The 14,345-nt window shown below is 34.4% G+C and carries 12 protein-coding genes and 1 pseudogene; 6 read left to right on the plus strand and 7 right to left on the minus strand.

Features of this window, described 5'->3' with window-relative positions; genetic code table 11:
• The first annotated feature begins 287 nt into the window (after nt 1-287).
• The 6 genes and pseudogenes from CNQ82_RS05055 (at nt 288) to lacG (ending at nt 7,915) form a co-directional block, all read left to right on the plus strand.
• A complete protein-coding gene (locus CNQ82_RS05055) occupies nt 288-1,934 on the plus strand; it encodes a phospho-sugar mutase (protein ID WP_123144362.1) in 1,647 nt (548 codons plus the stop codon).
• A 62-nt stretch (nt 1,935-1,996) separates the two neighbouring features.
• Nucleotides 1,997-3,168 (plus strand): annotated as a pseudogene (locus CNQ82_RS05060) (serine hydrolase domain-containing protein).
• Between the two features lie 218 nt (nt 3,169-3,386).
• Nucleotides 3,387-4,001 (plus strand): PepSY domain-containing protein, encoded by a 615-nt coding sequence (locus CNQ82_RS05065; RefSeq protein ID WP_123144363.1) that lies wholly within the window; start codon nt 3,387-3,389, stop codon nt 3,999-4,001.
• A gap of 321 nt (nt 4,002-4,322) precedes the next feature.
• Nucleotides 4,323-4,652 (plus strand): PTS lactose/cellobiose transporter subunit IIA, encoded by a 330-nt coding sequence (locus CNQ82_RS05070; RefSeq protein WP_123144364.1) that lies wholly within the window; start codon nt 4,323-4,325, stop codon nt 4,650-4,652.
• A gap of 15 nt (nt 4,653-4,667) precedes the next feature.
• Complete coding sequence (locus tag CNQ82_RS05075) at nt 4,668-6,362, plus strand: PTS lactose transporter subunit IIBC (RefSeq protein ID WP_123144365.1); 1,695 nt, start codon at nt 4,668-4,670, stop codon at nt 6,360-6,362.
• A gap of 146 nt (nt 6,363-6,508) precedes the next feature.
• Complete coding sequence (lacG, locus tag CNQ82_RS05080) at nt 6,509-7,915, plus strand: 6-phospho-beta-galactosidase (protein WP_123144366.1); 1,407 nt, start codon at nt 6,509-6,511, stop codon at nt 7,913-7,915.
• Between the two features lie 64 nt (nt 7,916-7,979).
• On the opposite strand, the gene CNQ82_RS05085 is transcribed toward lacG, so the two are convergent.
• The 7 genes from CNQ82_RS05085 to rihC all read right to left on the minus strand — a co-directional run bounded on the left by CNQ82_RS05085 (nt 7,980) and on the right by rihC (nt 14,258).
• Nucleotides 7,980-9,269, minus strand: a complete 1,290-nt coding sequence (locus CNQ82_RS05085) for an arsenic transporter (RefSeq protein WP_123144367.1) — start codon at nt 9,267-9,269, stop codon at nt 7,980-7,982.
• Between the two features lie 196 nt (nt 9,270-9,465).
• Nucleotides 9,466-10,401, minus strand: a complete 936-nt coding sequence (gene lacD, locus CNQ82_RS05090) for a tagatose-bisphosphate aldolase (protein WP_123144368.1) — start codon at nt 10,399-10,401, stop codon at nt 9,466-9,468.
• A complete protein-coding gene (locus CNQ82_RS05095) occupies nt 10,398-11,345 on the minus strand; it encodes a 1-phosphofructokinase family hexose kinase (protein WP_123144369.1) in 948 nt (315 codons plus the stop codon). The genes lacD and CNQ82_RS05095 overlap by 4 nt, the downstream gene beginning before the upstream one ends.
• Nucleotides 11,345-11,860 (minus strand): galactose-6-phosphate isomerase subunit LacB, encoded by a 516-nt coding sequence (lacB, locus tag CNQ82_RS05100; RefSeq protein WP_123144370.1) that lies wholly within the window; start codon nt 11,858-11,860, stop codon nt 11,345-11,347. The genes CNQ82_RS05095 and lacB overlap by 1 nt, the downstream gene beginning before the upstream one ends.
• Before the next feature lie 18 nt (nt 11,861-11,878).
• Nucleotides 11,879-12,364 (minus strand): RpiB/LacA/LacB family sugar-phosphate isomerase, encoded by a 486-nt coding sequence (locus tag CNQ82_RS05105; protein ID WP_240624928.1) that lies wholly within the window; start codon nt 12,362-12,364, stop codon nt 11,879-11,881.
• Nucleotides 12,365-12,513: 149 nt separating this feature from the next.
• Nucleotides 12,514-13,266, minus strand: coding sequence for a DeoR/GlpR family DNA-binding transcription regulator (locus tag CNQ82_RS05110; RefSeq protein WP_123144371.1), 753 nt, complete (start codon nt 13,264-13,266; stop codon nt 12,514-12,516).
• Between the two features lie 83 nt (nt 13,267-13,349).
• The gene (rihC, locus tag CNQ82_RS05115) at nt 13,350-14,258 is read right to left on the minus strand and encodes a ribonucleoside hydrolase RihC (RefSeq protein ID WP_123144372.1); all 909 of its coding nucleotides are present in this window, start codon (nt 14,256-14,258) and stop codon (nt 13,350-13,352) included.
• Nucleotides 14,259-14,345: the final 87 nt, after the last annotated feature.

Raw genomic sequence — 14,345 nt, forward strand, 5'->3', positions numbered from 1 at the left:
ACGGCGATGGTCAAATTACAAACTTATAATACACCTTATTATTTCACAAACTCTTATAATACTAAAGGGAATCGCGATTTTAATTTTAATATTTACACTAGTTTTACAATTTAATAAGATTAATGCGACAGAATATGTATATATGTAGATGAATCAATGGTTTTCGATAGTGCTTTCCATGATTCAATAATGATTTAATTTAACCGATAAGATATAATAGTATTGTTAAAACTCCGATACTTATATGGATAGAAAACAAACGGAAACAGTCTGAGAGGAGAATACGAATGAAAATTAAATGGGAAAATAAACTTGAAGAAAGTTTAGTTTCAGATTTTTATAATAATCAAGATGAAACATCACGTGCTGAAGGTTTTGAGGAGACGTTGGCATTTGGTACAGCCGGCATCCGTGGTTTATTAGGCCTTGGACCAGGGCGTTTAAATGCGTTTACAGTACGCAAAGTAGCTGCTGGATTAGCTAAATACTTAAATGAGCATAAACCAGGTTCGAAAGTAGTAATTCATTTCGATACACGTTTTTTATCAGAAGAATTCGCACACGAAATTGCAGCTATATTGTCTCAATATGATTTGCATGCAGTAGTAGGAAAACATTACAATTCGACGCCTGAGCTTTCTTTTGCAGTGAGATATTTAGAAGCGGATGCGGGCGTAATGATTACTGCGAGCCATAACCCTAAAGAGTATAACGGGATTAAAGTTTATGGTGCAGATGGAGGGCAATTACTGCCTGAAGCATCAGAAATGCTGAGCGGATATATTAATCAAATTGAAGACCCATTAGAATTAGAAAGCGGAAACTTTGAAGAAGGATTAAGCAAAGGTCTTATTACATATCTGAATCCAGAAGTTAGTAATGCCTATCGCAAAGCAGTAGAATCACTCGTTCAAAGTATACCATCGCAACAAGATAAAATTGTGCTGACAAGTTTACATGGTACAAGTCTTCCTTTACTTTCAGATATTCTTGATGATTTAGGATATCGCAATTATGTAATAGAAGAAGAACAATCTCGTCCAGATGGCAGTTTCCCAACAGTAGCCTACGCTAATCCAGAAGAAGAACAAGCTTTCGATTATAGTTTGCGCCTAGCTGAAAAAGAGAATGCGCAACTTGTATTGGCTACTGATCCTGATGCCGACCGTTTTGGTATGATTGAACGTTATGCAGACGGAAGTCATCGCTATTTTAATGGAAATGAAATTGGATTGTTATTACTGAAGTTACGCTATGACAATATTAAAGAGCAACATAAAAATTTATATATGGTGAAATCAATCGTAAGCAGTGCAGCAAGTGATCGATTAGCACATGCATTAGAAATAGAAAACCATACAGTTTTAACAGGTTTCAAATATATTTCTGAAATATTGCAGAAAAAAGAAAATTCTAATGAAACATTAGTCTTAGGATATGAAGAAAGTCATGGTTACTTAGCTGCTCCATTTTCAAGAGATAAAGATGCTATACAAATGATTCCATTAGTTGTAAAATATAAAAATCAATTGACAAAAATTGGAAAGAATTTCCAAGATTTGTTAAATGAAATTTATAACATTACTGGTACGTTTAAAGACTGTACGATTTCTCCAAAATTTGAGGGACAAGCTGGACGTCAAAAAATGAATGACTTACTTGAGAATTTCCGAGTTAATACTCCTAATGAAATTTGCGGTTTAAAAGTCAAACGAGTTGAAGACTATCAAACTGAATTAATTACAGATATTGAGAATGAGGAAAAAAGTGCTACGGTATTGCCAAAAGCAAATCTGATCCGATTTATTTTTGAAGAAGGATTTATTGCATTGCGCCCTTCTGGAACTGAGCCGAAAATAAAAGTATATTTCTCTTTAAATGTAGGGGACTTAAATCAGGTGATAGATGAATTTAAATCAACTTATTTGCCTTAATGAGTCTAATTGACGAAGAATGACTATTATATGGAAAAATACCAGTACTCAAAGAGGAAAAAATGAAAAGAAATATAAAAATAATTTCACTATTTGTAATTGCTGTCGTTATTTTAGTAGCTGTTATGTTATTTGTTTTAAATCGAAAAGATTATAATCGACAAACTGACTTAAGCGAAAAGAAAATTACCGGACATATTGCTAAGGAAGATGTTGATTATAAAACAGTTGAAAATAAAAAGATACCTGTTTATAAGAATATTGATAAGTATCTAAAAAAACGAAATACAATGGCTCTATTGTAATTTACTATAAAGGGAAAATTATGATGAATAAGGGCTATGGCTTCCAAGATTTTGCAAGTGGGACGAAATCTTCTCCTAATACTATGTATCTGATTGGTTCTGCTCAGAAATTTGCTACAGGTCTGATGTTGAAGAAATTAGAAACTGAAGGAAAAGTTAATATCAATGATCCGATTACAAAATATCTGCCGTGGTTTAAAACGAGCAAACCGCTTTATTTAAAAGACTTTATGTTACATAGAAGCGGCTTGAAAAAATATGTAGCAACAGGACAAGTTCATGATATAGATGGAGCGTCTAGATTGTTGCAAAAAGAAGGTATACAGCCGGGTATGTATCATAAACATTTATACAACGACGGTAACTATATTGTATTGGCGCGTGTAATTGAAGCTGTTACCAAAGAACCTTATGCAAAATATTTTAATGATAATTTTGCAAAGCCTTATGAGTTAGAACGTACAGCATTTTATAATGATTCAACTTTCACTCCATATATGGCTCAAGGGTATAATGAAATGAAAGATTTTCAAAAGCCTAAGTTTTTAGATCAATACTATGGTGCCGGTAATTTATACATGGCTCCAAAAGATTTAGCAAGATTAGTCATTGATTTACAACAGTATAAAATTTTCCCTGAAAAAGTGACTAATCCATTACTCTATAGTGTTAAAACGAATGAGTATCCAGGTGACTATCGTTATGGTTTCTATTCCGACGGCCCTGCACACAGAATTAATGGTGTTTTCTTTGGACAAACGGTCACTTCCTACTTTAATAAAGATTATGTAGTCGTGATGGCATCTAATTATCAAAAGTCCAAGGCACAAAATGAAAAATCACTGTTCCATATATATGAAAAGATGTTGCATCAACAACCTTATTTATTAAAGAAAGCTAAACCTTCACCTTCACTTTCACCACAATAGAAGTGCTATAAATTAATAAGACGTTCGTAAAGGGGAACACTATATAGTTTCCACCCCTTTTCGACGTCTTTTTTCATGAAAGAAATATTGAAAGTTTATCTGCAACAAAAATAAGTGAAAGTATTGTTTTACAATGTAGGTCTACACCAATTTCTGAAAATTGTCTTAATAATTTCTTTACATTCGGGTAGATTATTAATAAACAAGGAGGAATTGATATGAAGACAAAAATGTTATCATTACTGCTTGCATCAGGCGTTGTTTTAGCTGCGTGCGGACAAGGCGGTTCAGGTGATGAAGGCAAGAAATCAGACAATGACAGCAATAAAACTGAGCAAAAACAATCAGGTGACACATCAAGTACTTCTGAAACAGGAAAAAATAGTAAAACAATCAAATTAAGTGATATTAAAACAACACCAGAAGAAGCGGTTAAGACTGCTAAAAAAGAATATAATGGTGAAGTAAAAGAAATATCATTTGAAAAAGAACAAGGTAAGTGGGCTTATAAAGTCGATTTACAAAAACAAGGCGAAGAAGCTGAAGTTGTTATTAACCAAAAAGATGGCAAGTTGATGCATAAGTCTACTGAAAAAGAAGATGATTATGATAAAAATAAATCATTTGAATATAAAGACTTCAAGCCATATAAAGAAATTATTAAAAAAGCACAAGACGATTATGATGGCGATATACATGAATGGTCATTATCGAAAGACGATGATGAAGGTAAATTTGTATATGATTTAGATTTACAAAAAGGTAATAACAAACACGAATTCAGCTACGATGCTAAAAATGCAAAATTGTTATCAAACGAAAAAGATAATTAATATGCATGTTGTAAAGAAAGCTGCTTAGGAGCAATCCTGGGCAGCTTTTTTAATGTCCAAAAACGAGAACAGAGACGAAAAATAAAGCGCTGTCAATTTCTCTCTCAATTATGTAACTTATTTGTCAAAATTCATTGTAAACTAGATTAATTTTTGAATTTTGAATTGACTATATCATAGGAACAAGTTACATTATTATTGTGAACAAAAACGAACATTAACGAACAAGTAAAATGCTGCGATTTTAATTTTATAGTTGAGATAAGTTCGTTTTCGTTGATCTACAAATAATAATTAATTACACCATGAGGGGGAAACATCATGAGTAACAAAGAAGAAAATATGATGATTGGTTTCACGATTGTTGCAATAGCAGGAGATGCACGTCGTGAGGTAATGGGAGCTTTAGCAGCAGCTAAAGACAACGACTTTGAACAAGCACGCCAACATATTGTAGAAGCCAATAATTTTATCACTGAAGCTCACAAAGAACAAACACAAATGTTAGCTAAAGAAGCCGCGGGAGAAGCATCTGATATTAGTTTTATCATGGTACATGGTCAAGACCATTTGATGACAACAATGGCTTTACGTGATGCAGCAAATTATATGATCGATCTTTATGAACAACTCCATGATTTAAAACACTAATGAGTAGGTGACAGCATGAATAAAATAATCAAAATGATCGAAAAAATGAAACCATTTTTTGAAAAAATTGCATCTAACCCTTACTTAGCAGCAATCCGTGATGGTTTCGTAGCATTAATGCCCGTCGTACTTTTTTCATCTTTATTTATCCTAGTAGCATATGTACCAAACGTTTGGGGCTTCCATTGGCCTAAAAATATTGAAGATATCATTATGAAAGTTTACAACTTCACAATGGGTATGTTAGCTGTCTTCATGGCTGGTACGGTTACTAAATCTTTAACAGATAATCGAAATTTAAAATTACCGAAAACTAACCAAATCAATGTGATATCAACTTTCGTTGCAGCAGAATCATCATTACTGATCTTAGCTGTTAAGCCTATTAAAGATGGTATCAATATTGAATTATTAGGTACTAAAGGATTAATCGCAGCATTCTTAGTAGCATTTATCGTACCTAATATCTATAAATTCTGCATCGGCAGAAATATCACAATTAAAATGCCGCCTCAAGTTCCAGGCAACATCGCTCAAGCATTTAAAGATATGATTCCGTTTGCATTCTCAGTAACATTCTTCTGGATTGTAGACATCGTTGTAAGAGCTTTATCTAAAGGTAACACAGCAGAATTAGTTACTAACTTGTTATCTCCATTATTCAGAGCAGCTAACGGATATTTAGGATTTGCTATTATCTTTGGTTTCATGGCATTCTTCTGGTTTATCGGAGTACATGGACCATCAGTTGTAGGACCAGCTGTTATTGCGATTATGTACAATAACCAAGTTGAAAACTTGCGTTTATTCAGAGCAGGAGAACATGCTCATTATGCATTGACTCAGTCTACTCAAGATTTTGTAGCGCTAATTGGTGGTACAGGGGCAACATTACTTGTGCCTTACATGTTTATGCTGCTATGTAAATCCCCAGAACTAAAAGCCGTAGGTAAAGCATCGTTTATTCCGACAACCTTTGCAGTAAATGAACCGTTATTATTCGGTGCGCCTATTATCTTGAACCCAGTATTTATGATTCCATTCATTATCACTCCGATTTTAAACTCATGGGTTTTAAAATTCTTTGTTGATAATTTAGGAATGAACGGCTTTATGCATTTCTTACCATGGCCAACTCCAGGTCCAATTGGTATTTACATGGCTTCTAACTTCTCGACATTATCATTATTATTAATTGCAATTATTTTAGTATTAGACTTCTCAATCTGGTTCCCATTTGTCAAAGCTTACGACAAATTGAAAGTAGATGAAGAACGTGAACTTGAATTAGCTAAAGCTAATGATGTAGCAACTGCTGCGGCAGGCGGTGCTACGACAACAGCTCCAGTAGAAGTAGAAGAAAATACACCAGATTTCAACTCTCGTGAACATACGAATGTTTTAGTAGTATGTGCAGGCGGTGGTACAAGCGGTATTTTAGCGAATAGCTTAAATAAATATGCGAAAGAAAATGATATTTCATTAGAAGCAACAGCACGTGCTTATGGACAAGATATGGATTTAATTAAAGATATGGACATTGTTATCTTAGCGCCTCAAATGGACGCGATGAAAGATGAAATGAGAAAATTCACTGATCAATATGGTGCTGTATTAGTACCGACAACTGGTAAACAATACATTGGCTTGACTCGAGATGGAGAAGGCGCAATGAAATTGATTTTTGAAAAAATTAACGAAAATAAATAAACTTTAATTTAAGTCAATACACAACTGCCCCTTGTTGCATTCCACACGACAGCACGAATCAACATAAGCGGCAAGGGGCTCCATTTGTGTGTATAAGTAAAGTAATAATATTGAAGATTTTAATTCATTAAAAAGGAGCGCTAATGATGAGTAAATTACCTAAAGACTTTGTGTTAGGTGCTGCAACTGCTGCATATCAAGTTGAAGGTTCTAGTACTGTTGATGGTAAAGGACGTATTTTGTGGGATGGATTTTTAGAAAAACAAGGACGTTTTTCTCCTGATCCTGCAAGTGATTTCTACAATCGTTACGAAGAAGATATTCGCTTAGCTTCAGAATACGGCATTAAAGGTATCCGAATTTCAATTGCTTGGTCAAGAATTATTCCTGATGGTACAGGCGAAATTAATCCTAAAGGTATCGAATATTACAGAAATGTATTTGAAACTTGTCACAAGTATGGCGTTGAACCATACGTTACATTGCATCATTTCGATACACCAGAACCACTTTTTGAAAAAGGAGATTGGTTGAATAAAGAACAGTTGGATGCATTTGAACGCTTTGCTGAACTTGTATTCGATGAATATCATGATATTGTTACACATTGGATGACAATCAACGAACCGATTGCATATGTTCAAGGTCAATATATTACAGGTGCCTTCCCTCCAGGTGAACAATACAACACATTAAAATGTCTTCAAGCTCAACATAATCAAATCGTTGCACATAGTCGTGTTGTGAATTTATTTAAATCTAAAGGATACGAAGGAGAAATTGGTTTAATTCACGCGTTAACTCAATTCTACAGTATTGATAATCAACCATTAAATCAAATTACTGCCTATAAACACGATATCTTTATGAACGGATTTATGTTAGATGGTACTTTCTTAGGTTATTACACTCCGGAAAAATTAACAGTGGTACGAGAAATTTTAGGTGAAGAATTTGCAGAATTAGATATCCGCGAAGAAGAATTAGAGGAAATGCGTAAAGCAGCATCTCAACTTGATTTCTTAGGTATCAACTATTATCAAAGTAACTGGATTAAATATCATAACCAAGATAGCTACATTCATCATAATGGTACAGGCGAAAAAGGAACTTCAGTCTTCCGCGTTAAAGGTATCGGAGAAGTCGTTAAAAATGAAGCAATTCCTACAAATGATTGGGATTGGTATATCTATCCTCAAGGACTATACGATATCATGTCACGCGTTAAAAACGACTATCCGAATTACAAAAAAATCTATGTCACTGAAAATGGCTTAGGATATAAAGACGTTTTAGAAGAAAATGGCGAAGTCCATGATGAAGAACGTATTGATTATATCCGCCAACATATTGAAGCTATTGAAAAAGCTTATGTAGATGGCGTAAATGTCAAAGGCTATTTCGTTTGGTCATTACAAGATATGTTCAGCTGGTCAAATGGTTATAATAAGCGTTATGGTTTATTCTATATTGATTTTGAAACTCAAAAACGTTACATCAAAGATAGTGCAAAATGGTACAAAGAACTATCTGAAGATATTTACGGAAAATAAATTTGAAGAGGGACTTGGATAATATAATTTCCAAGTCCCTTTATTCATACTTTTCAATATGCAATTAAAATAATAACAGTGTTAAATATAGCCCAATCAATGTTGCAAATAGGACAGGGATTGTAATGATTACTCCCGTTTTAAAATAAACGCCCCAAGAAATTTTTAGACCTTTTTGACTTAATACATGTAACCAAAGTAAAGTCGCTAACGATCCGATAGGGGTCATCTTAGGACCTAAATCTGCACCGATGACATTGGCATAAATAAGTGCTTCTTTGATTAAGCCATGTGCTGCCGATTGGTTGATTGCTATGGCGTCGATCATCACAGTGGGTAAATTATTCATAACTGCAGATAAGAAAGCGGAAACAAATCCCATACCCATTATACTTGCAAAGAGTCCATAATGTGTAAAGTTATCGATAACACCAGCTAATAAGCCAGTAATCCCCGCGTTTTTTAAACCAAAAACTACAAGATACATTCCGATAGAGAAAATAACAATATTCCATGGCGCACCTTTTAGCACCTTACGTGTATTAACAGCTGGCGAGGTTTTTGCTAAACCAAGAAAAATAAGGGCAATCATTCCAGCGATTAATGAAACTGGTATTCCAAAGAATTCACTTACAAAATAGCCTATTAATAAAAACGAAATAACTATCCACGAAATTTTAAAAAGGCGCGGATCTTTAATGGCCTTCTGTGGAGGATCTAATTTTGAAACATCCACCTGTTTAGGAATACTTTTTCTGAAATAAAGATATAAAATCAAGATACTGGAAAGAAGTGAAAAAATGTTCGGTAAAATCATATGTAAAAAGTAGTTTGTAAAAGTGATATTGAAATAATCTGCAGAAACAATGTTTACCAAGTTACTCACAATTAAAGGTAACGAAGTTGTGTCGGCCACAAATCCGCACGCAATTATAAAAGGAAAGATGAATTTCTTATTAAAATTAAGGTGTCTGACCATTGCTAGCACAATAGGGGTAAGTATTAATGCTGCGCCATCATTTGCAAATAGGGCAGCAATAAGAGCACCTAATAGTATGATATAGATAAACATACGGTTGCCGCTTCCTTTAGCAGCATGAACCATGTGTATAGCAGCCCATTCAAAGAAACCAATGTTATCTAGGATGAGTGAAATGATAATCAAGGCTACAAATGTCAGCGTAGCATTCCAGACAATTTGAGCTACTTCTCCTGCATCATGTAGAGAAACTACCCCTGTAAGAAGTGCTAACAAAGCGCCTATGGATGCTGTAATACCTATATCTAAACCTTTCGGCTGCCAGATAATGAAAATAAGTGTTAAGAGAAAAATAATAATTGCGATAATAGCCATCATAAGCGTCCTTTATTTCTTTATCAGATTTATTTTTACATACATTATGATAGCACTGCATAATCCCCTTGTATATACAGAAGAGAAGGGGGACGCAATAACAGTAGTAGTTAAAGCTATTTCAGATTTATTGCGAAAAAATAAGGACCTGAACAAATTGATGTTCAAGCCCTTGCATGGTTGTTAAGAAATTAAATTATTTAACAGGTGTAGCAGTTTCATCTAATACTTTATTTAAACCTTCGATATTTGCTTTACCTTCAGTACGGAACCATTCTTGAACAGCTGCATCGCCTTCAGCAAAGTGATCAGTAGCGCCTCTCCAAGTTGCACGGCCGCAAAGTACACCATTAAATGTAGAACCAGCTTCTTTAGCGAAGTATAATGTTTTTTGGAATAAATCTGCAGATACTCCAGCACTTAAATAGATATAAGGTAAGTTTGTTGAAGCGGCTTGTTCTTTGAAAGCTTGAGCAGCTTCTTCTTTAGTGAATAATGCTTTTTCACCAAATCCTTCAACATAGTTCATATTTACAGGTACTTCAACTTTTAATACATCTACATTGAAACGAGGTTCAGAATATTTTTTCATAGCTTCATTTACTTTATGTGCTTTAACTTTTGCGAATTCTTCAGAACCGCTGTCAGAGTTGTTCGCATCATATGATACTAATTCTAAGAAAAGAGGTAGACCTTCAGCTACACATTCGCTGCCTACGCGTTCAACAAAAGCTTCTTTTTGATCATTGATAGCTTTGTCTTCGTCAATATCTACGTATACTAATAATTTAACAGCATCTGCGCCAGCTTCTTTTAAGCGTTTCACAGACCATACATTTAATAAATCAGGAAGACGTCCTGGTTCAGATGCATCATAACCAGTTTTTTCGTAAGCAAGTAATAAACCAGCGTTTTTAGCACGAACTTTAGTAGCTGGTAAGCCGTATTCAGGGTCAAGTAAGATACTTGAAGCATAAGGAGTTAATTCTTCAGAAACATGAACTTTAAATTGTTCTAAGTCTTCAGTTTTAGCATCTTCACCTAATAAGCGTTTTAATGCTCCACGTTGGTCGATTGCTAATGCAGCAATGTAATTTTTGTCATTTAATAAAGGTTTGATGGATTTTGTCATGAGGTTTTTGCCACCTTTTCAATAATTATTTGATTACTAAATTTATTAAAATTATCTAAATCTACATGTCCAGTTCTTGCTTCTAATGCGTTCGACATTCCGGCAGCCATTGCAAATTTCGCCGCTGATTCAAAGCTTTCATTTTTAGAAAGACCATAACTGAAGCCGGCTAAACTGCTATCACCTGAACCTACGGGATTAACGGCAACGATTTTAGGAATATCAATATTGTATACTTCTTCTTTGATACGTAATAATGCACCATTCTTACCTAATGATAATAAAATGTAAGGAATATGAGCCAAGCTCTCATCTAATAATTGATTAGCTAAATCAATAGAATCTGAACTTGTGATTGCATTGATTTCTTCATCATTTGGTTTAATCAGAAGGGGAGGGCAATGGTTTGAATGCGTTACTGTATAATTCAATACTTGTCCAGAAGTATCTAGACATACAGGAATATCTTGAGTATGCGCTATTTCCAGTAACTTGACGTAATAGTCCTCAGGGAAACCTTTTGGCAGACTACCGGAAATAGTGACCAAATTATAGTTAGATACTATAGTATTAAAGTGTTCTAAAAATCTTGTTTGAATTTCTTCAGGCTGCAATGCACCGCTTTCTAAAATTTCAGTTTGACTGCCTTCGCTGTTGATAGCAATACAAAGTCTAGTAGAAGCGGGGGAAACAGTGAAATCATGATTGATATGTGTTTCATCCAAATTATGTGTAAGCCACTCACCGAATTTGCCGCCGATAATACCTGTACATGTAACAGACAGACCTAATTCGGCAGCTACACGTGCGACATTAATTCCTTTGCCGCCAGCTGATTTATAATCTTCGGTAGCTCGTTGTACAGTGTTAATCTCGAAATCCTTTATTGGATAGTTGATGTCGATTGCAGGATTTAATGTAACAGTTAATAATTTGAAAGTCATTAGTCGTGATATTCTCCGTTATCCCATTTATTCAAATACTCATCAAACATTTTATGAGAATAATGTACGTCTTCTGGTTTTAAGCTTTCATCCATTACTTTAATAAGCGCTTCTTTTTCAGGTGTTGGTTCGTATTTTGTTTCAGCAAATGTGTCTACAATGTTTTTAATAAGATCTACACCAGTTACCATACCGCCTGCAGCAATAATGTTGCAGTTATATTCACTTTTAGCTAAACGAGCGCTTGTTGCATCACGTACAAGGGCAACACGAGTTCCAGGTACTTTATCAGCACTAGCTGAGATACCTACGCCAGTACCGCACAATGCAACACCGAAGTCTACGTCTCCGTTAGCAACAAGTTCGCCGATACGAGTACCGTAAATAGGGTAGTGTGTACGGACGTAGTCGTAAGTACCAACGTCAATGACTTCGTGTCCGTTATTTTTTAAATAAGTAGCAACTTCTGCTTTAATATTAGTAACAATATGGTCACAACCAATAGCTATTTTCATAATCTTATAATCCTCCTATTAACATAAAGAATTTAACATATCAATTCTGATTTGGTGGCGTCCAGCGTCATATCCAGCTTTTAAGAATGCTTTCACACAGTTTAAGGCATTTAATTTGCCGACAACTTCGCTGCCTAAAACGATAACGTTTGTATTATTGTGTCTATGCGTCATTTTTGCTGATTGTTCATCTGAAACAGTAGCTGCAATAATGTTCTTTTGTTTATTAGCAAGAATAAACGGAGCGATACCGTACTTATCAATAATAATTGCCTTTGTACCTTCATGTTCTTGAACATATCGAGTGACCTCAAAAGTAATTTCATCAATTGTTTCTGCTGAACTATTTGCTGATAAATCCTCGATTTCGTAATCTGCATCAGCTAGTGATTTTAAAATAAAATCTTTTAACTCTTGTGATTGTGCATCACTATGAATAACAATAGATATAGTAAATCCTACTGTTCGAAAATGTTTGATTTTGTTCTCATTTAGAATATACACTCTGCTATGAAATCTGTCAATTTTATAGAAGAAGATTTATGTATAAATGTTTGTATAATAAGGGTTTTAGGTGATTTTAAAGTGATATTTTCATAAATTAGACATAAAAAATACGCACATCAAAATGTGCGTTTATGTTTGGGAGATATTTATATAATTTTTGTGAGGTTACTGTAATAATTTTTTACTTTATGGGATACTTCGTTATCTGTAATAATTGCAGTCAAATCTTTGATTTTGTAAAAAGGCGTGAAAGCTCTTGTATTGAATTTCGAGCTGTCAGAAACCAGATACTTTTCCGTTGAGTGGTTTAAAATGAGTTCATTTACATTTCCTTCTTCTTCATTAGCTGTTGTAGCTTCATCGTCTATAATGCCATTGACACCGATAAATGCTTTATCGATATGAACTTGTTTCAACATCGTGTTAGCTAGTTGCCCAATAAACGATCCAGTTTTCTTTCTGTAGCGACCGCCTATTAAAACCACATCCATATGCTTTATATCTTTATACTGCTCAAAGATATAAAGAGAATTCGTAATGATATGCAGCTTTAATTCTTTAATAAAAGGAAATATCGCTTCGTTGGTAGTTCCTGAACCGATAAATACAGTATCATCATCGTGAATTAAGCGACCTGCTTTTTCAGCAATAACGCGTTTGTTCTCACTGTTCAATTGTTGTTTTTCTTCGTTTGCCAATTCATCGTAAAACGTAGATTTTTCCACAGCTCCACCATGTACACGAACTAATAATGCTTTTTGTTCTAGTTCCTTTAAATCTCTACGAATCGTCATGGGAACTACTTGCATTTCTTCTGATAATTTTTTTACTGATACACTTTTGGATTGTTTTAATTTATTGAGGATAAATTGGTGGCGTTCTTCTTTTAAATTCATCATTTTCACAACCTACATCTTTATTTCTTAATTTATGGTTATTATAGCATATAGAATTATACTGCTCTTATTAGAATTCTAAATTATTATTTAGCATATGATAAAGCCTCAAAAAACATGGTGATAAATTGAGATTTGTCGACTGAAAGAACTACTTTTGCGTTCGTCGTTTCCTCATCAAAATTAACAACAGTTTCTCCTTTTGTATAAGTTCCTGTCAATTCAATTTTTACATTGGCATCTGCTACAGAAAACTTTTCAGGATAGAGTAAATATAAAATAGTATAGGCATCATAAACAGCGATACCATCACCAAATTGGTCGCCGCGATAGTGGTTGAACATGTGATAAAGCATGTGAGAAGTTTGGTTTTTTTCTTGTAATTTATTAATCGCTTCATAAGTTAAGCTTGCTCCTCTTGCAACATCCAAACCAACCATCGTGATAGGGATGTGAGAGTTAAAGACGATATCTGCAGCTTCTGGATCGCAATAAATATTAAATTCAGCAGCTGGGGTAACATTACCTCTGCCTGCACTGCCGCCCATCAATACGATTTCTTTAATTTGGCGAGATACTTCTGGATAAGTTCTCAATAATAAAGCGATATTTGTAAGTGGTCCAATAGGGACAAGAGTAATAGGTTCATCAGAGTTGAGCAATGTCTCTTTCATAGCTTCAACTGCTTTATCTGAAGTTAGCAAATCATAATCAGCTTCCGGAAATTCAAAGCCTGCCATTCCTGTTTCACCATGAACGTGTTCAGCGTCTACAGGTTGATTAATAAGTGGTGTTGCAACTCCTTGGTGAATAGGGACATCACTGTTAAAGAATGCTTTCAATTGTAAAGCATTGCTAGTAGTCTTATGGATATTTACATTGCCGTGCACAGTTGTAATCATTCTTAAATCTAAATCAGGGTGAGTGAGAGCAATGCTGATGGCTGCCGCATCGTCAATTCCTGGATCTGTATCTATAATAATTGGGATAGCCATTATATCGTTTCCTCCTTCAAATGAATTAATTCACCTTATATTGTATGTAAAAAAAGCCGGTGGGGCAAATGCCTCACCAGCTTAGTA

Source organism: Staphylococcus debuckii (assembly GCF_003718735.1).
In the GTDB taxonomy this organism is placed as follows: Bacteria; Bacillota; Bacilli; order Staphylococcales; family Staphylococcaceae; genus Staphylococcus; species Staphylococcus debuckii.